The sequence below is a fragment of the Pseudomonas sp. PL-6 genome (assembly GCF_054110165.1).
This window is the reverse complement of sequence record NZ_CM134189.1, coordinates 1,392,296-1,414,541: the sequence shown is the minus strand read 5'-3', so window position 1 is coordinate 1,414,541 and position 22,246 is coordinate 1,392,296. Positions and strand designations below refer to the sequence as shown.

General features: G+C 64.0%; 22 protein-coding genes and 4 pseudogenes. 19 read left to right on the top strand and 7 right to left on the bottom strand.

Annotated features, from left to right (window positions below; translation table 11 throughout):
* Window positions 1–487: 487 nt before the first annotated feature.
* From parA to ACW9UL_RS06505, 7 genes and pseudogenes are all read left to right on the top strand, one after another.
* A pseudogene (gene parA / locus ACW9UL_RS06530) lies at window positions 488–1,051 on the top strand (ParA family partition ATPase); the annotation flags it as partial.
* A complete protein-coding gene (locus ACW9UL_RS06525) occupies window positions 1,048–1,281 on the top strand; it encodes a hypothetical protein (RefSeq protein ID WP_457789598.1) in 234 nt (77 codons plus the stop codon). The pseudogene parA and the gene ACW9UL_RS06525, both read left to right, overlap by 4 nt.
* A gap of 299 nt (window positions 1,282–1,580) precedes the next feature.
* Entirely contained in the window at window positions 1,581–1,781 is a 201-nt protein-coding gene (locus ACW9UL_RS23180; RefSeq protein ID WP_522731732.1) for a S26 family signal peptidase, read from the top strand.
* A gap of 565 nt (window positions 1,782–2,346) precedes the next feature.
* Window positions 2,347–2,607 carry a type II toxin-antitoxin system RelB family anti-toxin gene (gene relB / locus ACW9UL_RS06520; protein WP_021443029.1) on the top strand — a complete coding sequence of 87 codons (261 nt, stop codon included), beginning with the start codon at window positions 2,347–2,349 and terminating at the stop codon, window positions 2,605–2,607.
* A 2-nt stretch (window positions 2,608–2,609) separates the two neighbouring features.
* Window positions 2,610–3,944: a type II toxin-antitoxin system HipA family toxin gene (locus ACW9UL_RS06515; RefSeq protein WP_457789596.1), complete on the top strand. Its 1,335-nt coding sequence runs from the start codon at window positions 2,610–2,612 to the stop codon at window positions 3,942–3,944.
* Window positions 3,945–4,098: 154 nt separating this feature from the next.
* Window positions 4,099–4,227, top strand: a pseudogene (locus tag ACW9UL_RS06510) (nuclease); the annotation flags it as partial.
* Between the two features lie 53 nt (window positions 4,228–4,280).
* Entirely contained in the window at window positions 4,281–4,538 is a 258-nt protein-coding gene (locus ACW9UL_RS06505; protein WP_457790919.1) for a helix-turn-helix transcriptional regulator, read from the top strand.
* 14 nt (window positions 4,539–4,552) lie between these two features.
* Here the strand turns inward: ACW9UL_RS06505 and ACW9UL_RS06500 are convergent, their stop codons facing one another.
* Window positions 4,553–5,077, bottom strand: a complete 525-nt coding sequence (locus tag ACW9UL_RS06500; protein ID WP_457789594.1) for a helix-turn-helix transcriptional regulator — start codon at window positions 5,075–5,077, stop codon at window positions 4,553–4,555.
* Window positions 5,078–5,490: 413 nt separating this feature from the next.
* On the opposite strand from ACW9UL_RS06500, the gene ACW9UL_RS06495 reads away from it, so the two are divergent.
* The 3 genes from ACW9UL_RS06495 (at window position 5,491) to ACW9UL_RS06485 (ending at window position 7,139) form a co-directional block, all read left to right on the top strand.
* A complete protein-coding gene (locus tag ACW9UL_RS06495; RefSeq protein ID WP_457789592.1) occupies window positions 5,491–5,958 on the top strand; it encodes a helix-turn-helix domain-containing protein in 468 nt (155 codons plus the stop codon).
* A complete protein-coding gene (locus tag ACW9UL_RS06490) occupies window positions 5,955–6,530 on the top strand; it encodes a VapC50 family PIN domain-containing toxin (protein WP_457789590.1) in 576 nt (191 codons plus the stop codon). The genes ACW9UL_RS06495 and ACW9UL_RS06490 overlap by 4 nt, the downstream gene beginning before the upstream one ends.
* Window positions 6,531–6,932: 402 nt before the next feature.
* Window positions 6,933–7,139, top strand: a complete 207-nt coding sequence (locus ACW9UL_RS06485) for a helix-turn-helix transcriptional regulator (RefSeq protein WP_082457817.1) — start codon at window positions 6,933–6,935, stop codon at window positions 7,137–7,139.
* Window positions 7,140–7,146: 7 nt separating this feature from the next.
* Here the strand turns inward: ACW9UL_RS06485 and ACW9UL_RS06480 are convergent, their stop codons facing one another.
* Both ACW9UL_RS06480 and ACW9UL_RS06475 read right to left on the bottom strand, forming a co-directional pair.
* Entirely contained in the window at window positions 7,147–8,349 is a 1,203-nt protein-coding gene (locus ACW9UL_RS06480) for a tyrosine-type recombinase/integrase (protein ID WP_457789588.1), read from the bottom strand.
* 299 nt (window positions 8,350–8,648) lie between these two features.
* A pseudogene (locus tag ACW9UL_RS06475) lies at window positions 8,649–8,934 on the bottom strand (helix-turn-helix domain-containing protein).
* Window positions 8,935–9,069: 135 nt separating this feature from the next.
* Here ACW9UL_RS06475 and ACW9UL_RS06470 point away from each other — a divergent pair.
* A complete protein-coding gene (locus ACW9UL_RS06470; protein ID WP_457789586.1) occupies window positions 9,070–9,765 on the top strand; it encodes an endonuclease in 696 nt (231 codons plus the stop codon).
* Between the two features lie 77 nt (window positions 9,766–9,842).
* On the opposite strand, the gene ACW9UL_RS06465 is transcribed toward ACW9UL_RS06470, so the two are convergent.
* Window positions 9,843–10,040, bottom strand: coding sequence for a hypothetical protein (locus ACW9UL_RS06465; protein ID WP_122109852.1), 198 nt, complete (start codon window positions 10,038–10,040; stop codon window positions 9,843–9,845).
* A gap of 73 nt (window positions 10,041–10,113) precedes the next feature.
* Here ACW9UL_RS06465 and gcsR point away from each other — a divergent pair, with 73 nt between their 5' ends.
* Window positions 10,114–11,634, top strand: a complete 1,521-nt coding sequence (gene gcsR, locus ACW9UL_RS06460; protein ID WP_457789584.1) for a transcriptional regulator GcsR — start codon at window positions 10,114–10,116, stop codon at window positions 11,632–11,634.
* Window positions 11,635–11,880: 246 nt separating this feature from the next.
* Here the strand turns inward: gcsR and sodC are convergent, their stop codons facing one another.
* The gene (gene sodC / locus ACW9UL_RS06455) at window positions 11,881–12,432 is read right to left on the bottom strand and encodes a superoxide dismutase [Cu-Zn] SodC (protein WP_457789582.1); all 552 of its coding nucleotides are present in this window, start codon (window positions 12,430–12,432) and stop codon (window positions 11,881–11,883) included.
* Between the two features lie 361 nt (window positions 12,433–12,793).
* On the opposite strand from sodC, the gene gcvH reads away from it, so the two are divergent.
* The 5 genes from gcvH (at window position 12,794) to gcvT (ending at window position 20,095) form a co-directional block, all read left to right on the top strand.
* Window positions 12,794–13,177: a glycine cleavage system protein GcvH gene (gene gcvH, locus ACW9UL_RS06450; protein ID WP_457789581.1), complete on the top strand. Its 384-nt coding sequence runs from the start codon at window positions 12,794–12,796 to the stop codon at window positions 13,175–13,177.
* Between the two features lie 9 nt (window positions 13,178–13,186).
* Window positions 13,187–16,039: an aminomethyl-transferring glycine dehydrogenase gene (gene gcvP / locus ACW9UL_RS06445; RefSeq protein WP_457789579.1), complete on the top strand. Its 2,853-nt coding sequence runs from the start codon at window positions 13,187–13,189 to the stop codon at window positions 16,037–16,039.
* A 129-nt stretch (window positions 16,040–16,168) separates the two neighbouring features.
* Window positions 16,169–17,422: a serine hydroxymethyltransferase gene (gene glyA, locus ACW9UL_RS06440; protein ID WP_457789577.1), complete on the top strand. Its 1,254-nt coding sequence runs from the start codon at window positions 16,169–16,171 to the stop codon at window positions 17,420–17,422.
* A 65-nt stretch (window positions 17,423–17,487) separates the two neighbouring features.
* Window positions 17,488–18,864 (top strand): L-serine ammonia-lyase, encoded by a 1,377-nt coding sequence (locus ACW9UL_RS06435; RefSeq protein ID WP_457789575.1) that lies wholly within the window; start codon window positions 17,488–17,490, stop codon window positions 18,862–18,864.
* A gap of 106 nt (window positions 18,865–18,970) precedes the next feature.
* Entirely contained in the window at window positions 18,971–20,095 is a 1,125-nt protein-coding gene (gene gcvT / locus ACW9UL_RS06430) for a glycine cleavage system aminomethyltransferase GcvT (protein WP_457789574.1), read from the top strand.
* 154 nt (window positions 20,096–20,249) lie between these two features.
* Here gcvT and ACW9UL_RS06425 read toward each other — a convergent pair whose 3' ends face one another.
* Complete coding sequence (locus ACW9UL_RS06425; protein WP_457789573.1) at window positions 20,250–20,609, bottom strand: glyoxalase superfamily protein; 360 nt, start codon at window positions 20,607–20,609, stop codon at window positions 20,250–20,252.
* An 80-nt stretch (window positions 20,610–20,689) separates the two neighbouring features.
* A complete protein-coding gene (locus ACW9UL_RS06420; RefSeq protein WP_457789571.1) occupies window positions 20,690–21,268 on the bottom strand; it encodes an NADPH-dependent FMN reductase in 579 nt (192 codons plus the stop codon).
* Window positions 21,269–21,346: 78 nt separating this feature from the next.
* Between ACW9UL_RS06420 and soxR the strand changes: the two genes are divergently transcribed.
* Both soxR and ACW9UL_RS06410 read left to right on the top strand, forming a co-directional pair.
* Window positions 21,347–21,805 carry a redox-sensitive transcriptional activator SoxR gene (gene soxR / locus ACW9UL_RS06415; RefSeq protein WP_457789569.1) on the top strand — a complete coding sequence of 153 codons (459 nt, stop codon included), beginning with the start codon at window positions 21,347–21,349 and terminating at the stop codon, window positions 21,803–21,805.
* 58 nt (window positions 21,806–21,863) lie between these two features.
* Window positions 21,864–22,202, top strand: a pseudogene (locus tag ACW9UL_RS06410) (OprD family outer membrane porin); the annotation flags it as partial.
* Window positions 22,203–22,246 lie beyond the last annotated feature (44 nt).

Here is a 22,246-nt window from a genome sequence, read left to right as displayed (position 1 = left end):
CCCCAAGTCACCTGAAGCACCTCAACGCGCTCCTGGGCCGTTTCCGGCAAGCGCGCACAGGCCTGGAGGGCGACCATCGGCGCTAACTCCAGCACGGAAACGATGCGCCGCAGATCGTGACGCCTCTCCTGAGCGCAGTTATCTCGAGCCTGCCCACGCCCAGCTCCGGGATCGGCGCCAACCCCAGCCTAGGAAACCGCTGAAACATCGCAGCGCTTGCACCCTAGGCGACCGGATCTCCGGCGCGTGCCGTAAACGGCACGGGGATAACTTCGGGAAAAGCTGTGAATCGCGACGTGCTTTCAGGCGCACGCCGGCCCGTGCTATCAGGAGCGCGGCGCACGTGCCTTCAGGCGCACGAACTCCTCTACAGGCCACGGCTGTCGAGGCTTCCAGCCTCCCTTAACTTAACTAACTTAAAAGCTCTAACTTGTTATTGGGGAGGGCCCCTGCTGTGGACAGGCTCTGATCGGAGCTGTTTGGCCGGGCGATCCCCGGCCATAACGTCATCCTGCTCGATGCCGATCCTCAGGGCTTGGCGCTGGACTGGACCCAGCGACGCAGCCAGCAGGGCTTGCCCAGGCTGTTCAGCGCCGTCGGCCTGGCGCGGGAGACGCTGCATCAGGAAGCCCCGGAGCTGGCTCGTCGTGCCGATCACGTGATCATCGATGGGCCACCACGCATCGCTGCCCTCGCCAGCTCGGCGTTGCTGGCAGCGGATCGCGTATTGATCCCTTTTCAGCCCAGCCCATACGACCTCTGGGCCAGCGCGGAGATGGTCAACCTGATCCGCGAAGTGCAGGTGTTCAGGCCGACGCTGCGCGCGGCATTTGCCATCAACCGCCGCGTCAGCACCACGGTGATCGGCCGCGAAGCCCGCGGCGCCTTGGCCGACCAACCGCTGCCGGCGCTGCAGGCCGAGGTACGCCAACGCATCGTCTTCGCCGAGAGCGTGGCGGCCGGTCGCCTGGCACCTGAACTGGCACCGGACAGCGCCGCCGAGCGCGAGGTCAGCAGCCTGGTCGACGAGCTGCTGAGGTGGTCGCCATGAGCGGAAAGCGCATCGGTATCGGTGCACGCCCACTGGCCGATCCGCAAGCCGAAGCCTGGATACGCCAGGGCGCCGCCATCAATCACGGCAAGGTCGAGCGCTACAGCGCATGGCTGACGCTGGACGTGACGCCAGCACTGCGCACGCGCATCAAGCTGGCGGCCTTCGAGCGTGGCGTGACGATGGCGGAGATGCTGCGCGAAGTGCTGAAGCAGCAGGCCACGACATGACGTCGGGGACTCACCAGGCATGGAGACCGCTGACACTGCTCGCAGGCACCATATTCGCCCTGGGTTGGGCAACGCTTGTAACGTCGCCACCACAGCAGGCCTACAACACGTCCGACAGCGTGCCTGCCGGCTGACATCGCACTTCGCCGGCCAATTCACTGGCGCCTGGCGATCTGATGCTGGTTCACCTACCTCCAGAGGCAATGCAATGCTTGCGCAGCACGGCCACCCACTGGCGACCGCACCGTTGTCGGCGGCGATGGTGCCGCAGCACATGTGTATGAAAGACGGCCAGATGGGTGCGCATCAATGGCGTCCTTGTTGCCAGGCTCTTGCGCAGAGGTCGACAGGGTCGCGCGTTGCCAGCCTGGCACACCTACCGGCGCCTGGTTGGCGATGAATTGTTCCTGCTCAGCAGCACCAACCCGAAGTCATTCAGCAGTCGCCACTTCGGCCCGGAATCTGTCGACGGGGTGATCGCTCGGATGCAGCTCTTCTGATCGGGCTCGTGTCGATGAGCTGGCCGTTATCGCGTCGATCTGGATGTCGATAGCGTGTGCTCAGCCTGCGCATTCAAGCACTGCGGACCTGCGGTTACCTCTGCCCTCGGCTACCGCCTAGAGACTGCAAGATCCTTAGTATCCTCCAGCCTGATTACCCTGCTCAGGAGCACAAAAGCACGGAAAAAGCGGAGGGCAAGATAAAAGGGGGCGGCACTTCGTTGGCCCGGAAAGCAGTCTGCACGGGGGTTGGAGACGGCACCCATTGAGTGCATCGGCGTGCTGCGCACAGCGCAAACGCCCAGCAGCGCTGGCTTTGGCGCGTGCCTCGCACTCCTCATTGCGATCAGCTTGGAACAGACTTCGATAACCCTACCTCAGCCGGAAACCGATACAGGTACCGAGTCACCCCGGCAACTTGTAGCCCATAAGCCACAAAAAAGCTCTGAATCACCTATTCTGTAGCCTGCGAGCTACAAACCCATGTCGACGATGCTTGTGGGGATGTAGCCCAAGAGCTACATTTTCCGGCACTGGAACTATTTTTGACGCCCAAGGGCTACAAATGACCTCTCTCTACGATGTTTCTGAAATGCTGAAACAGGCGCGTGGTGACGCGAAGCTGAGCCAGGAAGCGCTGGCCAGCCGTGCCGGTGTCTCGCGCACAACGGTGGCCCGCATGGAGACACTGGCCAAAGGTGATATGAGCGTCTCAGCACTGGTCCGACTGCTGGAGGCGGCTGGCTATGACTTGAAGCTAGTTAAGGCCGGTCACGAACGAACGGTTGAAGACATCCTCAACGAGCAGCGGTCAGGGAGCGCTTGAGCATGATCCTCGACGTCCACGTCAGCTCGAGGCGGGTGGCCAAGCTCTATCGGGAGCGCGATGAATACGTACTGAAATACCTGCCAGACACAGCACCTGAAGACTTTGTCAGCCTGGCGATGCCGGTTCGTGAAGAAGCATGGCGCTGGCCCCGCGACCTGTTCCCGTTTTTTCGGCAGAACCTACCCGAGGGGTATTTGCTGGGTGTCATCCGCGAAGAATTCGGCCCGCTACTCGATGGTACTGACCTGTCGCTGCTGAGCGTGGTGGGCGGTACCGGCATCGGCAGGGTTTCAGTTACCGCCGAAGGCGTCCAGCCTGGCGTCGAGATGGCCCCGCTAGAGATAGAACACCTGCTCAAAGCAGAAAACACCAGCGAACGGTTCGCCGCACTGGTGCGGCAATACGCCCGGGTAGCCGTGTCGGGGGTCGTGCCAAAGTTCATTGCCAGCGACGCCGCCGAACCTCGGGAGCCGCTGGGCAAACCGACCCTGCGCACCGGCTTGCACATCATCAAGGGCTCCGACGACACCACCCCTTTTCTAGGCTTCAACGAGTTCTACACCATGCGCGTACTGGCCCGGCTGAATGTCGTGCCGGTCGCTGCCTGTCGCATGTCTAAGGACGGCAAAGTCCTGGTAGTGGATCGCTTCGACGTGGACGAGCAAGGCATCCCCCGCTGCGGCGTCGAAGACGCCTGTGGGCTGCTGGGTTTGCCGCCCCATGAGAAGTACGCTCCCACCACCGAGCGGGTGTGGAATGCCACGCGCCCCTACATCCCTGCTGACCGTCTGCAAGCGCAACGCGAACACCTGGGCTGGCAGCTGCTGACCAACTACGTGGTGCGCAATGCTGACTGCCACTCGAAGAACATCGCGCTGTTTTACACTTCGCGTGCTGACGTGGCCTTTACCCCGGTCTATGACCTGGTGACCACTCAGGCCTACCCCCGTTTCGCCAGTAACCCACCCGGTTTGTCCGTGGGTGGAAGACAGACCTGGACACCGGGTCGATCACTGGAAACCTTTTTCAAGGCCGTGCTGGGCATTCCCCCGAGCAAGTACACAGCCATGGTCGAGCGACTCTGTGAATCCGCCGTAGAGGTCGGCAAAGAAGTGATCGAAGCCGCGAAAAACGAGCCCGCCTGGCGCGATGTGGCCAAACATATGGTGCATGCCTGGAACGAAGGGATGGAAACCTTGCGCAGCCCCAAAGCCGCCCCGCATTTCCGTGGTTTGGATACCGCGATCGAAGAAGCCGGATTCTCAGGGCCACGCAAACCAGAGCACAGCCGAGAAGTGATCGGCCGCTCTGAATTGCTCGCAAAGAAGCGCTGAGCCCATACTGCAGGACCAACGAGCACGGATCACCCACCTCAGCGGCCTTGCGCTGCGATGCCACGATGAGCCGAATGCCGCCATTGAATACGTTCGTCCATTTGCGCTTACTTACGGTGCTATCCGGTTAACTCAGGCTCGCCAGGGACAGGAAATGGACTTCACCCCCATCATCGCGCAGGTCTGGGGCATGCCGATCTGGTTCATTCCAGCTGCACTGCTAATCGGCCTGCTCAAATCGCCCTGGACCAAGGGTCATATCGGCGAACTCCTGGTGCGGCTGGTGCGGGCACGGAAGCCTACGAGTCGCTTCCTTAGTTCCCAAAGGGCAACCCCCTGCCCTTCCAGCGTACGATCCGCAGGTATGAGCTGAGGCTGATAGTCCCCCTGGCTGAATCAACGATCTACGAAATGGAGCGTCGCGGTGAGTTCGCCCGGCGCTTCAACCTGATACCGCGTTGCGTGGTGTGGGATCTGGCCGACGTAGAGGCCTGGATCAAGGAGCGCAAGCAGGCGCCTCGGGTCAATATCAGCAAGCCGGATGTTTACCTGAGGAAAACCCGCCCTGTCCGGGCGGGCTCAAACCAAGCATGAAGTCGGCGCCGCCCTCATCCGACAAGTGCCTGCAGTTCCTTACTGGCGGGACGCGTTAGCCGCCGTTCCTCCTTGGCTAGATTGACCTGCAGGGCCACCTGAGCCATATCCAAGACATCGCCAGGCAGCAAATAGCTGCCTTTGGCCTGCAACCAGGTCAGCACGTCCGCCAGGTGCCAGATCGATGCACTGCCCTCATGTACCGGTGTAGGGAAGCTGCTCGGATAAGCCAACATCAGCTTGCGCATGTTCTGGCGCGACACGCCGACGATCTCCGCCACATCGGTGAGACCGACTAGATCTGGCGCCACCTCGATCAGCCTTGCCGAAGGTACCGCAATGCGCACGTCGGCCAGTGCGCTGCGCACAGCCGCTTCAGCGCTCTCCGCTTCACGGGTGAACTCCAGCGCCAGCCGGCCTGGTTGGCCAATGCCGATCAGGGCATCGTCGCATCCGGCCTCACCGAGGCGCTCGACCAACGCTGCCGGGTCACGGTCATCGTCGGCCAGTTGGTATTTCAGGGTGAAGGTGTATTCCATAGCGCTACTCCTCTGCGCCCTAAGCGGCCTGCTGCACGATCTCTATTCGAGTGAAAAGTACGGGTGATCCGTGATTTCCAGTATTCGCATGGGCAAAAAGGTTGTCAACTGACAACCTTTAATTTTAAACCGAGCCCCTCAACATCGGGACCACAACGCTGAACGACCATACGCTTGGCACCGAGTAACTTCTCGCAGGCCGCGGCCAAGGAAATGCCACTCGGACCACAGCGCCAGATCGTCAGCGCTTCTCGCGTCCGTTGAGACGACAGTCGTAGCGAGAGGAGATTGGACGTACAGGCCTTCAGAAACTTCGTTTCGTTTATTGCGATTTTCGTTTATTTCGTTTATAAAAATGGCACCGATGTGCCGCACACCTGCCTGCGTGCACACAAGTAACTCTGGAGACACCCATGACCATCGCGGACCTCAATCGCACGATGCTCCCTGACGAAAGGGAGATTGCTGCTGCCGTAGAGTCGCGCCGCCAGCTCGCTGCCTTCCTGTCGACCAAGCTGGAGACCCAGCGCATTGAAATACTGGACGATGAGCAGCGGCCGCACACAGTTCAATTGCCGGTTTCGGCTCTGCGTCTTCTTGACGAAATCCTGAGCGAACTGGCGATGGGGAACGCGGTGAAAGTCGTTCCGATCCATGCGGAGCTGACCACCCAAGAAGCAGCGGATCTGCTCAATGTCTCGCGCCCGCACCTGGTAAAGCTGCTGGATGAGAATGTCATTCCCCATACCAAGGTCGGCCGTCATCGCCGAGTGAAATTCGCAGACCTCATGGGCTACAAACAGCGCAGGACTGCTGAAAGCCACCACGCCATGGATGAGCTCGCAGCACAAGCTCAAGAACTGGGGATGGGGTACGAATGAGGCACTCGCCGTTTACCGCGGTGTATGACGCAAACGTCCTCTACCCAGCGCCATTGCGCGATCTACTCATGCATCTTGCGCTAACTGGTTTGTATCGCGCGCGCTGGACGGCCCTGATCCATGATGAATGGAAGCGGAATCTCCTACTCAATCGGCAGGATCTGAACCAGGCACAACTGGATCGAACATCCGCCGCGATGGATAGGGCCATACCCGATGCCTTAGTCATTGGATACGAGCCCCTGTGTGCAGGGCTCAACCTCCCTGATCCAGATGATCGGCACGTCTTGGCTGCAGCAATCAAGTGCAACGCATCCGTGATCGTGACTTTCAACCTGAAGGACTTCCCACCTGAGGTCTTGGAGCCGTTTGAGATCGAGGCGGTACATCCAGACGACTTCATTGCCGATCTCTTCGACTTGGATCAGGCCGCCGTGCTCGAAGCAGCGCAAGCACAACGGGCCTCCCTGAAAAATCCCCCGCATACCGCCCGGGAGCTTCTGGACCGGCTTCTGGTTCAAGGCCTAACGCAGAGCGTCAAGCTTCTCTCGGAGTACGAGCGGCTGATTTGAGCTGAGCTGGGGCCTACCTCGCCTGCGCGGGCCGGCAACTACGGGGGCTTGTTTCGGCTCCTGGGACAGAGAATCCGTCAGAAACCCGTTGCTTCCCCCCCAGATCGACCGCATTGAAACTGGCACTTGCCAGCATCATCCGAAACTGCCCCGACTCGATCACTGACCGGCCTGCCTCCATCCCCACCTGGCGCTCCTCATAAGCTACTCGATGAGAGTTTGAGCACCGTCCTCTACGCCCACCTGCGACAGAGGTGGTTTGCCACCAAGAACACCGCCCATAGGCTGGACTCACTGGAATGACATGGTGGCATGGAGCGATGAAAACACTGTTAATTCTGAAACTGCAGCGCAACGAGTACGCCAGCAACTCCTTCGACAGGGCATGCCGAGGGCCTCGCTATGAACAGTGATCTGGACAGGTTCTTGCGCGAGGCCGAAGTACTCGAACTAACCAGCCTCGCACGATCAACTCTGTGGAGGGAGATTAAGGCCAAGCGCTTCCCGAAACCGGTGCCCATAACCCCTGGGCGCGTCGGCTGGAGGGCTTCGGAGATAGCACGCTGGCAGAAGTGCCCGACAACATGGAAACCGCAGGAGGCCGCTTGAGCGGCCTTCAGCGTTTTTGACCGATAACGTTCCTTTCCAGCCAAATAGCCCAACGATCGAGTCCGCGCTTCTTTTCCTTGAAGTAGTCGTAACGGTCATAGTGCTTTGCGGACACGTCGTTGAACGCATGTCCCTGGATCCGATCCCGCAACTGCTTATCCAGCCCCGCCTTACCCATCAACGTCTTGCAGGTCCGACGCAGATCCCTGAGGGTGAAAGGAGCGTCGAACTTGTCGGTGTGTCGGCCATAGAGCTTGGTCACGGCACGCGACAGCGACTGCACGTTGAGCGACTGTCCTTCAATCTTGCCCTGGAACGGGTATGCACTGGTTGTGCTGATCTCATCCATGACCTTCAGGCAGTTTTTCATCAGCTTGTTCATGGGCACGACATGCAGCGAGCGCTCCCCCTCCACACCCTTCTTGCTGCGAATAGTGACATGGTCCGCCTGGTAAAGAGCCCGCTCAGACTGCAGCAGTTGCTCAGGGCGCTGGCCACCTGCAGCTATCAGGAACTTGAGCAGCTCGGCTGTGGTGAGAGAAAGGTGTTCAGGCAGCAGATTCCAGAGCGTCGCCAGCTCCTTGACCGAAAGAGCACGGTCACCTGGTTGTTCCCAGTCAGCCTGTACCGGAATGCTGGCAACTGGATTGCTCTGCAGACCGAAGCGCACTTCGTCCTTGAGGTAGTTGCGCGGGTTGAACTCCTGGCGCATGGCAAACTGAAAAGCGGCGTGCAGCCGCGAACGCAGACGGTTGGTCTGGGTTGTCACGCCATTGGCGATCATCTTCGCCAAGATATCCCGAATCTCGGCCGGACCAATCATCACTGCTGGGCGTGTGACGAGGTTGGGGAAGGGCTCACTGACATAGTGCTTGAAAGACCATTCGACGTGCTTGGCGGTAGCGGCTCCCTCAGCCTTGAGCTTGGCCACGTAGGAATCCATGAGATCACCGAAAGTGCCAGTAGAGAGCTGAACCTCTTTTTCTTCCCGGCTTTTGTCCCGCGCCTCGGTCAGGCTGAGCGAGGGCCAGGTTCCAAGTTTGATCTTGATCTTCTTACTGCCCTGACGACGCAGGAAGTAAAACTCTTTGGTGCCGTTCGGCCGCACACGCAGCATCAGCACGCCTTCCCCTTTTGCACTACGCCCATCAGTGACGGTGAATTCTTTCTCGGAGGGCTTGAGCGCACGTATCTGCTTTTCAGTCAGCATTGGCATTCCTTTTTGGGGGACGTTTCTGGGGGACGTTTGCCTGAAGCAAGAAGGAACGCCCTGAAACACCACGAGAGTATGAAACCCCGTGAAAGCCCCTATTTTACTGGCTTTAACGGCCAGTTGTGTACCGCCAAACACAACGCAAAAAACTGCAAAAATGAGCTTCCCAAGCTCATGACGAGGGTTCGATTCCCTTCGCCCGCTCCAGAATTCAGCAAGTTAAAGCCCTGTATTTACAGGGCTTTTTCGTTTCTGGGGTTCGCTGGCGTCGAAGAAGTGTCGAAATCGACCAGCCATTAGGCGGACAGTGCCAGGATGGCGTGCTTCGGGTCGTTGTGGATCGCACGCAGCAACGCCCTGACCGGGCTGCCAGGTTCGCCGCCGCTGTTCCCGGTTACGCAGCGAGCCGAGTCGAACATCGATGATGGCCGCGAACTTGGCCTGGATCATTCCGGTGGCTGTACAGACTTTCCGCACCTGCAGCGCGTCCAGAGTAAACGCCCGCGAGGGCTGAGGTTCGCCGCGGCGAATTTCATCCCTCTGCTGGACGCTTTCCAGCAGACCTTCGACGAATTTGCCCATGGCGATTACCGCCACCACCTTCTGCCAGCAGCCTGCCGCGAGGCTTTGACGCGGCCCATTGCCACTATCTAAGCATTTGAAAAACAGAGACTTTTTACTTCACGTCGACAGCAGTGACGGCTACCCTGGCGCCCCATGATTCGATGCCTTATCCCCCTGCTCTGCTGTCTCGCCAGCTTCTCCCTCAACGCCGCCCCCGCCAGCTTCGCCGAGGCCAAGCGCCTGGCCTGGCCGCTGTATGCGCAACAGTCCACCGAGTTCTACTGCGGCTGCAAGTACAGCGGCAATCGGGTCGACTTGCGTTCCTGCGGCTACAGCCCGCGCAAGAACGCGGGCCGCGCCCAGCGCATCGAGTGGGAGCATATAGTTCCGGCCTGGGTGATCGGCCATCAGCGCCAGTGCTGGCAGCACGGAGGGCACAAGAACTGTGCGGCCAAGGATGCGCAGTTCCGCAAGGCCGAGGCCGATCTGCACAACCTGGTACCGAGCATCGGCGAGGTCAACGGCGACCGCAGCAACTACAGCTTCGCCTGGCTGCCGCAACAGCCGCACCAGTACGGCCAGTGCCAGACGGTGGTGGATTTCAAGGCGCGCAAGGTGATGCCGCGCCCGGCCATTCGCGGGATGATCGCGCGCACCTATTTCTATATGGCCGAGCGCTACCAGCTGCGTCTGTCCAGGCAGGATCGCCAGCTCTACCAGGCCTGGGACAAGGCCTACCCGGTCAAGCCCTGGGAGCAGCAGCGCAATCAGCAGGTGGCCTGTGTAATGGGTTGGGGCAACCCGCATGTGGGCAAGGTGGAGATGAGCCGCTGCGCGCGTAGGTCGTAGGGTGTCGCGGGGCCGCCCAGGTAGTGCGCACCAACGAAAATGAGGCCGGTGCGCACGCCGCGCCGTCGGAATCGCGGCTATGAAAGACGCTGCAACTCGCGACGCACCATATTGACGAACTCCGGCGGGCTGAGCTGGTACAGCTCCTGCGCCACCCAGGGCAGCCAGCGCCCTTGCAGTTCGGCCTTGCGCGCCAGCAGGCGCTGGGCCTCGGCTTCGGCGCGTCCCTGGTGCTTACGGTGGTAGTCGGCACGGCTCGGTTTTTCTGTGCTCACGGTGTTGCCCTTTTCCTCATGCCGGGCGGAGCAGGCATAATCGCCGCCTGTTCGCCCATTTCGACCGTCATCAATGCGCATCCACGTCAGCTTTATCGACCGCGTCGGCATTACCCAGGAAGTCCTGGCGCTGCTCGGCGGGCGCAATCTGAACCTCGATGCGGTGGAGATGGTACCGCCAAACGTCTATATCGACGCACCGACCCTGAGCGCCGCCGTGCTCGACGAGCTGCGCGATGCGCTGTTGCAGGTGCATGGCGTGCAGAGCGTGCAGGTGGTCGATATCCTCCCCGGCCAGCGCCGCCGCCTGCAGCTCGACGCCCTGCTCGCCGCCATGCCCGACCCGGTGCTGGCGGTGGATGATCGCGCCACCGTGCTGCTGGCCAACCCGGCACTGGTCGAGCTGTGCGGCAGCGCCCCGGCCGGCCAGAGCATCGCCGCGCTGTTCGCCGACGACGAACTGCAGCGGGCGCTGCTCGCCGCCGAGTTCCGTCTGCCACTGCGCGAAGTCACCCTCGGCGGCCAGCCGCTGCTGCTCGATGCCCAGCCGATCACCGAGGAGCGGCGCCTGGCCGGCGGCCTGCTGACGCTCTATGCGCCGAGCCGGATCGGCGAGCGCCTGGCGGCGCTGCACCACGATCACACCGACGGCTTCGATTCGCTGCTCGGCGACTCGACACCGATTCGCACCCTCAAGGCGCGCGCCCTGCGTGTGGCGGCGCTGGATGCGCCGCTGCTGATCCAGGGTGAAACCGGCACCGGCAAGGAGCTGGTGGCGCGCGCCTGCCACGCGGTCAGCGCCCGACGCAGCGCGCCGTTCCTGGCGCTGAACTGCGCGGCGCTGCCGGAAAACCTGGCCGAGAGCGAGCTGTTCGGCTATGCCCCCGGCGCCTTTACCGGCGCCCAGCGCGGCGGCAAGCCGGGATTGCTGGAGCTGGCCAACCAGGGCACGGTATTTCTCGACGAGATCGGCGAGATGTCGCCCTACCTGCAGGCCAAGCTGCTGCGCTTTTTGAGCGATGGCAGCTTCCGCCGGGTCGGCGGCGAGCGCGAGGTCAGGGTCAACGTGCGCATCCTCAGCGCCACTCACCGCGACCTGGAGCAGATGGTCGCCCAGGGCAGCTTCCGCGAAGACCTGTTCTACCGCCTCAACGTGCTCAATCTGGAAGTGCCGCCGCTGCGCGAGCGCGGCCAGGACATCCTGCTGCTGGCCCAGCACTTCATGGCCCAGGCCTGCGCGCAGATCCAGCGCCTGCCCTGCCGCCTGGCACCGGCCACCTTCCCGGCGCTGCTGGCCAATCGCTGGCCGGGCAACGTGCGCCAGCTGCAGAACGTGATCTTCCGCGCCGCCGCCATCTGCGACAGCAACTGGGTGGAGATCGACGATCTGGATATCGCCGGCACCGAGGTGGCGCCGCGCCTGAATGGCGAGATCGGCAGCCTGGAACAGGCCATGGACGACTACGAGAAGACGCTGCTGGAAAAGCTCTACGCCAGCCATCCTTCCAGCCGCCAGCTGGCCGCGCGCCTAGGCACCTCGCATACCGCCATCGCCAAGCGCCTGCGCAAGTACGGAATACCGGACAAGCACTGAGACCAGGGTCAATAAGCGGACCGCGCACCCTGTAGGGTGGCTTAGGCGCCTGTCTTTGTACTGATGCCCCCCGCAATTTCTGCCGCACCGTAACCCACCATTGGCGCCACGCCGAAAGATCGCCTGGAGGGTTACGCGGCGCGCCACGAGCGAGGTGTCAGAACGTTCGGAGCTTGGCGCCGCTAACCTGCGCGGCCCGCCCCCGTTCCCCCGATACCTCGGGCTGCCGCGATAGGCCGCGGCGGGTTATATCGGCTCGGAACTGGTCGGTACCTTGATCACCCCGCAGGCGACCCGCGCACCGCCACCACCCAGGGACAGCGGATGGTCGGAATGGTTGTCGGCGCCGGCGTGGATCATCAGCGCGCGGTTGTGCAGTTCATCCAGGCGCTTCAAGCGTGGCGCCAACGCCGGTTGACTGGCGCTGCCGTCGGCCGCCACGTGGAGCGCGGGCAGATCGCCGAGGTGGGCGTCGTCCTCCCAGGGGAAACCGTGGCGGCCGGTATTTTTCGGGTCCCAGTGACCACCGGCCGCCGCGGCCGGGGTAAGCTTGCCATCCACCTCGACCGCGTTGCAGTTGGCCAGCATATGCACGTGAAAACCATGGATGCCCGGCTCCAGCCCCCTGAGCTGCGGGGTGAACACCAGGCCGTAGGCGGACTGCCTGATGGCCACGATGCCCAGCGAGGAGCCGGGGCCCGTCTCGGTCGCATGCTCCATGACTACGGTGACGGTGTCGCTGGCCTGCGCGGCGACTGCGCCGCACAGGGCCAATACCAGTGGAATCAAGGGTTTCATGGCAGTTGCTCTCCTTTGCCTTAAGTAGCCCTGTAACCGACCGCCGGTCCGTACGACTGGTTCCACCAACGCACCGTATCGATATCGCTCCACCGTAACGATTCAGCAACAACCCACCGAAAGCCGCGCCGCGCCTGGTACGACCTCGACTTTGCCAAAAGCGACGAGAGCATTCGTAGCGATATCGTTCCACTGGACTGTATACAAGCCTCACAAATACACTTAAGTATTTGTTTTTATTTAATATTTTTATATTGGCACCGGCATTGCTAAGGGTTTACCCAATCTTGCCCGCCAGAGCGTGGGCGCCCCTTATGCCCGCCGCCTAGAAGCGGGCACCCTTGCCCCTTGAGGAGTTGACATGAGCGAGTTGCGTTTCACCGCCGATCACGAATGGCTGCGTCTGGACAACGATGGTCTGGTAACCGTCGGCATCACCCATTACGCCCAGGACGCGCTCGGCGACGTGGTCTACGTGCAACTGCCGCAAACCCAGGCCTACGCCCAGGGCGAGGAAGTGGCCGTGCTGGAGTCGGTCAAGGCCGCCAGCAACATCGCCATGCCGCTGGATGGCGAGATCGTCGAGGTCAACGCCGAGCTGGAAGGCAGCCCGGAGCTGGTCAACGAGTCGCCGCTGGACAAGGCCTGGTTCTTCCGCATGCGCCTGGCCGACAACGCCGTGCTGGCCGACCTGCTGGACAAGGCCGGCTATGATCGTCTGTTGAACGCCAATGTCGACGCCTGAGTGACCGCCATGACCAAGCTCGATACCCAGAACGAATTCATCGCCCGCCACATCGGCCCGCGCGATGCCGACACCGCCGCCATGCTCGAACTGCTTGGCTATGACTCGGTGGACGCGCTGACCAATGCCGTGATTCCCGAGAGCATCAAGGGCACCAGCATCCTCGGCGCGCAGCCGGGCCTGTCGGAAGCTGACGCCCTGGCCAAGATCAAGGCCATCGCCGCGAAGAACCAGCAGTTCAAGAACTACATCGGCCAGGGTTACTACGGCACCCACACGCCGAGCCCGATCCTGCGCAACCTGCTGGAAAACCCGGCCTGGTACACCGCCTACACCCCGTACCAGCCGGAGATTTCCCAGGGCCGCCTGGAAGCGCTGCTGAACTTCCAGACCCTGATCAGCGACCTCACCGGCATGCAGATCGCCAACGCCTCCTTGCTCGACGAGGCCACCGCCGCCGCCGAGGCCATGACCTTCTGCAAGCGTCTGTCGAAGAACAAGGCCAGCAATACCTTCTTCGCCTCCCAGCACTGCCACCCGCAGACCCTCGACGTGCTGCGCACCCGTGCCGAGCCGCTGGGCATCGATATCGAGGTCGGCGACGAAGCCGCCATCACCGATGCCAGCGCCTACTTCGGCGCCCTGCTGCAGTACCCGGCGAGCAATGGCGACATCTTCGACTACCGCGCCCTGGTCGAGCGCTTCCACGCTGCGGGCGCCCTGGTGGCCGTGGCCGCCGACCTGCTGGCCCTGACCCTGCTCACCCCGCCGGGCGAGTTCGGCGCCGACGTCGCCCTGGGCAGCGCCCAGCGCTTCGGTGTGCCGCTGGGCTTCGGTGGCCCGCACGCCGCCTACTTCGCCACCCGCGACGCGTTCAAGCGCGACATGCCGGGCCGCCTGGTCGGCATGTCGGTCGACCGCTTCGGCAAGCCGGCCCTGCGCCTGGCCATGCAGACCCGCGAGCAGCACATCCGCCGCGAGAAGGCCACCAGTAACATCTGTACCGCCCAGGTGCTGCTGGCCAACATCGCCAGCATGTACGCCGTGTACCACGGCCCGAAAGGCCTGACCGAGATCGCGCAGCGCGTACACGGCTTCACCGCCATCCTCGCCCTGGGCCTGACCAAGCTGGGCCACAGCGTCGAGCAGCAGCACTTCTTCGACACCCTGAGCATCAAGACCGGCGCCAAGACCGCCGAGCTGCATGCCAAGGCCCGTGCCGCCGGCATCAACCTGCGCGAGATCGACGCCGAGCGTCTGGGTCTGTCGCTGGACGAAACCACCGACCAGGCCGCCGTCGAGGCGCTGCTGGCACTGTTCGCCGGCGATCAGGCCACCCCTGCCGTCGCCGACCTGGCCGCACAGATCGCCAGCCGCCTGCCGCAGAACCTGCTGCGCCAGTCGGCCATCCTGCAGCACGAGGTGTTCAACCGCTACCACAGCGAAACCGAACTGATGCGCTACCTGCGCAAGCTGGCCGACAAGGACCTGGCCCTGGATCGCAGCATGATCCCGCTGGGTTCCTGCACCATGAAGCTCAACGCCGCCAGCGAGATGATCCCGGTCACCTGGCCGGAATTCGGCAACCTGCACCCCTTCGCTCCGGTCGAGCAGGCCGCCGGCTATACCCAGCTGACCAACGAACTGGAAGCCATGCTCTGCGCCGCCACCGGCTACGACGCCGTGTCGCTGCAGCCCAACGCCGGCTCCCAGGGCGAGTACGCCGGCCTGCTGGCCATCCGTGCCTATCACTTGAGCCGCGGCGACGATCAGCGCGACATCTGCCTGATCCCGCAATCGGCCCACGGCACCAACCCGGCGACCGCCTCCATGGCCGGTATGCGCGTGGTGGTGACCGCCTGTGATGCGCGCGGCAACGTCGACATCGCCGATCTGAAGGCCAAGGCCGAAGAGCACAAGGATCGTCTGGCTGCGATCATGATCACCTACCCGTCCACCCACGGTGTGTTCGAGGAAGGCATCCGCGAGATCTGCCAGATCATCCACGACAATGGCGGCCAGGTGTACATCGACGGCGCCAACATGAACGCCATGGTCGGCCTTTGCGCGCCGGGTCAGTTCGGCGGCGACGTGTCGCACCTGAACCTGCACAAGACCTTCTGCATCCCGCACGGCGGCGGCGGCCCGGGCGTCGGCCCGATTGGCGTCAAGTCGCACCTGGCGCCGTTCCTGCCGGGCCATGGCCACATGGCACGCAAGGAAGGTGCGGTGAGCGCCGCGCCGTTCGGCAGCGCCAGCATCCTGCCGATCACCTGGATGTACATCACCATGATGGGCGGCAACGGCCTCAAGCGCGCGTCGCAGATGGCCATTCTCAACGCCAACTACATCGCCCGTCGTCTGGAAGAGCACTACCCGGTGCTGTACTCCGGCGAAGGCGGCCTGGTGGCGCACGAGTGCATCCTCGACATCCGTCCGCTCAAGGACAGCAGCGGCATCAGCGTCGACGACGTGGCCAAGCGCCTGATCGACTTCGGCTTCCACGCCCCGACCATGTCCTTCCCGGTGGCCGGCACCCTGATGATCGAGCCGACCGAGAGCGAATCCAAGGAAGAGCTGGATCGCTTCTGCGACGCCATGATCGCCATCCGCGAGGAAATCCGCGCGGTCGAGCAGGGCCGCCTGGATAAAGACGACAACCCGCTGAAGAACGCCCCGCACACCGCCCTGGAACTGGTCGGCGAATGGCACCACGCCTACAGCCGCGAGCAGGCAGTGTACCCGCTGGCGAGCCTGATCGAGGCCAAGTACTGGCCGCCGGTCGGCCGCGTGGACAACGTCTACGGCGACCGCAACCTGGTCTGCGCCTGCCCGTCCATCGAGGCGTATCAGGACGCGTAAGCGCCCATAACCTTCCCTCTCCCGCGTGCGGGAGAGGGAAGGTTCATCGCTCTACCCAGTTTCTATTCGGCTCCCCTCACCGGGGCGGGCCGACTGCATCCCGAGAAAAACGATAAAGAGGGCCTCACCATGTTCAGCAAGCACGACCAACTGCAGGGCTATGACGACGCCCTGCTCGCGGCGATCCAGGCCGAAGAACAGCGCCAGGAAGACCATATCGAGCTGATCGCCTCGGAGAACTACTGCAGCCAGCGCGTGATGCAGGCGCAAGGCAGTGGCCTGACCAACAAGTACGCCGAAGGCTATCCGGGCAAGCGCTACTACGGTGGCTGCGAGCATGTGGACAAGGTCGAGGCACTGGCCATCGAGCGCGCCAAGGCCCTGTTCGGGGCCGACTACGCCAACGTGCAGCCGCACTCCGGCTCCTCCGCCAACAGCGCCGTGTACCTGGCGCTGCTGAGCGCCGGCGACACCATCCTCGGCATGAGCCTGGCCCATGGCGGCCACCTGACCCACGGCGCCAAGGTGTCGTCCTCGGGCAAGCTGTACAACGCCGTGCAGTACGGCATCGACGAGAACGGCCTGATCGATTACGACGAGGTCGAGCGTCTGGCCGTCGAGCACAAGCCGAAGATGATAGTCGCCGGTTTCTCGGCCTATTCGCGCGTGCTGGACTTCGCCCGGTTCCGCGCCATCGCCGACCAGGTCGGCGCGCTGCTGTTCGTCGATATGGCCCATGTGGCGGGACTCGTGGCGGCCGGTCTGTACCCGAACCCGGTGCCGTTCGCCGACGTGGTTACCACCACCACGCACAAGACCCTGCGCGGCCCGCGTGGCGGCCTGATCCTGGCGCGCAAGAACGAAGAGATCGAGAAGAAGCTCAACTCCGCGGTGTTCCCCGGCACCCAGGGCGGCCCGCTGATGCACGTGATCGCGGCCAAGGCGGTGTGCTTCAAGGAGGCGCTGGAGCCGGGTTTCAAGACCTACCAGCAGCAGGTGATCGACAACGCCCGCGGCATGGCGGCGGTGTTCGTCCAACGCGGCTATGACGTGGTCTCCGGCGGCACCGACAACCACCTGATGCTGATCAGCCTGGTCAAGCAGGGCCTGACCGGCAAGGCGGCCGACGCGGCGCTGGGCGCAGCCCACATCACGGTGAACAAGAACGCCGTGCCGAACGACCCGCAGTCGCCGTTCGTCACCTCCGGCATCCGCATCGGCACCCCGGCGGTGACCACCCGCGGCTTCAAGGAAAGCGAATGCCGCACCCTGGCCGGCTGGATCTGCGACATCCTCGACGAGCTGGACAACCCGGCGGTGATCGCGCGTGTCCGTGGTCAGGTCGCCGACCTCTGCGCCACCTTCCCGGTCTACGCTGACTGATAAGGCGGGCGCCGGCCCTCCCCTCTCTCTGGGGAGGGGCCAACCGGCGCCGCCAGGAGTACGACATGTCACTGAGCGTTTTCGATCTGTTCAAGATAGGTATCGGGCCGTCCAGCTCGCATACCGTCGGCCCTATGCGCGCCGCCGCGCGCTTCGTCGAGGGGCTCAAGCGCGACGGCCTGCTGGCCGCCACCGACTCGGTCAAGGTGGAGCTGTACGGCTCGCTCGGCGCCACCGGCAAGGGCCACGGCAGCGACAAGGCGGTGCTGCTCGGCTTGGAGGGCGAGCAGCCCGACACCGTCGACACCAGCCGCATCGCCGAGCGCCTGGCCGCCATCCGCGGCGCCGGGCAGATCAACCTGCTCGGCGAAAAGACCATCGCCTTCGTCGAGAAGCAGCACCTGGCGATGATCCGCAAGCCGCTGGACTTCCACCCCAACGGCATGATCTTCCGCGCCTTCGACGCCGCCGGCCTGCAGCTGCGCGCCCGCGAGTACTACTCGGTGGGCGGCGGCTTCGTGGTCGACGAACAGGCCGCCGGCGCCGACCGCATAGTCGAGGACAGCACCGCCCTGCAGTATCCCTTTACCACCGGCAAGCAGCTGCTGGCGCTGTGCGCCGAACACAAGCTGTCGATCAGCCAGCTGATGCTGGCCAACGAGGCGGCCTGGCGCCCGGAGGCCGAAACCCGCGCCGGCCTGCTGAATATCTGGCAGGTGATGCAGGACTGCGTCACCGCCGGCTGCCGCAACGAGGGCATCATGCCCGGCGGGCTCAAGGTCAAGCGTCGCGCCGCCGCGCTGCACCGCCAGCTCAGCGAGCACCCCGAAGCCTGTCTGCGCGACACCCTCAGCGTGCTCGACTGGGTCAACCTCTACGCGCTGGCGGTGAACGAGGAAAACGCCAGCGGCGGCCGCGTGGTCACCGCCCCCACCAACGGCGCGGCCGGCATAGTGCCGGCGGTGCTGCACTACTACGCCCGCTTCGTGCCCGGCGCCAACGAGGACGGCGTGGTGCGCTTCCTGCTCACCGCCGCCGCCATCGGCATCCTCTACAAGGAAAACGCCTCGATTTCCGGCGCCGAAGTCGGCTGCCAGGGCGAGGTCGGCGTGGCCTGCTCGATGGCCGCCGGCGCCCTGTGCGAAGTGCTCGGCGGCAGCGTCAACCAGGTGGAGAACGCCGCCGAGATCGGCATGGAGCACAACCTCGGCCTGACCTGCGACCCCATCGGCGGCCTGGTCCAGGTGCCCTGCATCGAGCGCAACGCCATGGGCTCGGTCAAGGCGATCAACGCCGCGCGCATGGCCCTGCGCGGCGACGGCCAGCACTTCGTCTCGCTGGACAAGGTGATCCGCACCATGCGCCAGACCGGCGCCGACATGAAGAGCAAATACAAGGAAACCGCTCGCGGCGGTCTGGCCGTCAATATCATCGAATGCTGATTCGTCGGGTGTGCGGGGCCGCCTAGGCCGCGCGCAGCAATGATCCCATCCGACACACGCATTGCTCACGATCCGGTGCGCGCGGCGCACCTTACAGGAAATCGAAATGACCTCTGAGACTCTCGCCAAAACCCCGCTACATGCCCTGCACCTGGAACTCGGCGCGCGCATGGTGCCCTTCGCCGGCTTTGAAATGCCCGTGCAGTACCCGCTGGGCGTGATGAAGGAACACCTGCACTGCCGCGACGCCGCCGGCCTGTTCGACGTCTCGCACATGGGCCAGATCCTCCTGCGCGGCGAGCATGCCGCGCGCGCCCTGGAATCCCTGGTGCCGGTGGACATCATCGACCTGCCGGTAGGCCTGCAGCGCTACGCCATGTTCACCGACGAGCACGGCGGCATCCTCGACGACCTGATGGTCGCCAACCTCGGCGACGACACCCTGTACCTGGTGGTCAACGCCGCCTGCAAGGAGCAGGACCTGGCCCACCTCAAGCAGCACATCGGCGAGCAGTGCCAGATCGAGTGCCTGTTCGAGGAACGCGCCCTGCTCGCCCTGCAAGGCCCCAAGGCCGTCGAGGTGCTGGCCCGCCTGGCACCCGAGGTGAGCAAGATGACTTTCATGCAGGTCGCCCGCGTGCGCCTGCTGGGCAGCGAATGCATCGTCAGCCGCAGCGGCTACACCGGTGAAGACGGTTTCGAGATCTCGGTGCCGGTGGCGCAGGCCGAAGCCCTGGCGCGCAGCCTGCTGGCCGAAGCGGAAGTCGAGGCCATCGGCCTCGGCGCGCGTGACTCGCTGCGCCTGGAAGCCGGCCTGTGCCTGTACGGCCACGACATGAGCAGCGCCACCACGCCGATCGAAGCCAGCCTGCTGTGGGCCATCTCCAAGACGCGCCGCGAAGGCGGCCTGCGCGCCGGCAATTTCCCGGGCGCCGGACGCATCTTCGAACAGCAGCGCGACGGCGTGGCGGAAAAGCGCGTCGGCCTGCTGCCGCAGGAGCGCGTGCCGGTGCGCGAAGGCGCCGAGATAGTCGACGGCGATGGCCAGGTGATTGGCCGGGTGTGCAGCGGCGGCTTCGGCCCGACCCTCGGCGCGCCGGTGGCCATGGGCTACCTCAAGGCCAGCCACGCCGCCGTGGACAGCGAAGTCTGGGCCGTCGTGCGCGGCAAGCGCGTGGCGATGAAGGTGGCCAAGACGCCGTTCGTGCCGCAGCGCTACTACCGCGGCTAAGCGTCAGGCGCAGGGTGGATGACGCTGTGTTCATCCACCCAACGCCAACTATCGTCGCCCGGCTGCATTGCGGGCTACCTCGTTGTTGCCATCGATCTCGCGTAACGGCTGCCGTTAAGAGCATCGCCGGCCAGCCGCCTCCTACGCAGCGTTCTCAGCTCGGCTCGGTAAAGATCAGGCGATTGCCGAACGGATCGCTCAGCGCCAGATCACGTCCCCAGGGCTGCGCGACGATGGCAGGTCGGGCGAAGTCGTAGTCCTTGCCGCGCAGTTCGTTCAGCAGCCCATCCAGATCGTCGCAGGCGATACGCAGCGCCGCGCCAGGGCAGCAGTCACCATGGTGCTCGGACAGATGCAGCACGCAACGCCCGCGCGACAGCTGCAGGTACAGCGGCAGCTGCGGTTCGAAACGGTGCGCCCAATCCTCGGCAAACCCCAGGTAATCGATATAGAAGGCCCGTGCGCGCGACTCGTCGAAGCTGCGCAGAATGGGAATGGGGGCAGCCAGCTGCATGTTCTTCTCCGGTCAATGGCGACCCGCGCAGCTTCAGCAAATCGCCGCCTGCCGCAAGCCTCGGTACCTGGCAGGCGCCCCTACCCCCTGATCCGTTCATAAGCCACCCGCTCGCGCCCGGCGCGCAAGGTCTGCGCCCACCAGTTCAGCTGCACCAGCAGGTGCGCCATGGCCGAGTTGGCGTGGCGCGGCTCGCGCAGCCGGCCGCGCTCGTCGAACTGCTCCCAGGCATTGGCGAAACTCACCGAACTGCGCACCGTCATGCCGTGCATTTCCACCAGCACCTGGCGCAGCTGCTCCACCGCGCGCAGGCCGCCGGACACCCCGCCATAGCTGACGAAGCCCACCGGGCGCGCCTCCCAGGAGGCCGGCACCTCGTCGATGAACTGCTTGAGCGCCGCCGGATAGCCGTGGTTGTACTCCGGGGTGACGATCAGGAAGGCATCGGCGCGCAGCAACTGCTGCAACGCCTGATGCCGCGCCTCGCCCGCCCCGGGCGCCTCGCCGGGCTGGCGGAACATCGCGGCCGGGTCGACCAGGCTCAGCTCGAACTCGCTGCGCTGGGCGATCTGCTCGCACGCCCAGGCCACCACGCGGTCGCAGAAGCGACCCTCGCGCACGCTGCCGTAGATCAGTACCAGTCGAACTCTGTCCTGCATGGAAATGCCCTCGGGGTTGTCAGTCGAGGTGGCCGAGGGTAAAACCTCAACTTAACTTGAGGTCAAGAGGGATTTTTCATGTCGCCCTGCAACCCGCGTTTCGAGCGCCCCCTGAGCGTCGGCCAGGTGGCCGAACGCAGCGGAGTGGCGATCTCCACCCTGCACTTCTACGAGGTCAAGGGCCTGATCCACAGCCAGCGCAATGCCGGCAATCAGCGCCGCTATCCGCGCGAGGTGCTGCGCCGGGTGGCGATCATCAAGGTGGCGCAGCGCCTGGGCATTCCCCTGGCCGACATCGGCGCCGCGCTGGCCAGCCTGCCTGCCGACCACACGCCCACGGCGGCCGACTGGCAGCGCCTGTCCGCGCAGTGGCAACGCGACCTGGACGCGCGCATCGAACAATTGACCCGCTTGCGCGACCTGCTCACCGGCTGCATCGGCTGCGGCTGCCTGTCGATGCAGGACTGCCCGCTGCGCAACCCCCAGGATCAGCTCGGCGAGCAGGGGGCAGGGCCGCGCCTGCTCGAACCCGGCTAATCGCCCAGGCAATTGCGCCGGTTGCCGAAGCTTTCCCGCCGAATGTCGCGCAACCGCCGGCACCAGCGGCGGCACCCTGGTCAACGACGGCTTCACCAACAGCTACGACACCCCCGAAGAGCGTTCCTGGCAGATCCGCCACGACTACAACTTCGCCGGCCTCGGCATCCCCGGCCTGCCCCTGATGAACCGCTACGTCAGCGGCTCCAACATCCACGCCGGCGGCCGCACCGACGCCGAGGAGTGGGGCCGCGAGTCCGAGCTGGCCTACACCATCCAGGAAGGCAGCCTGAAGAACCTCAGCGTGCGCTGGCGCGACTCCGACGTGCGTCGCGACGTCGGCATGGACCTGCAGGAGAACCGCCTAATCATCAACTACCCGCTGTCGATCCTGTAACGCCCGACGCGCCAGCGCGTCCGCTTGTCTCCATGTGTTTACGG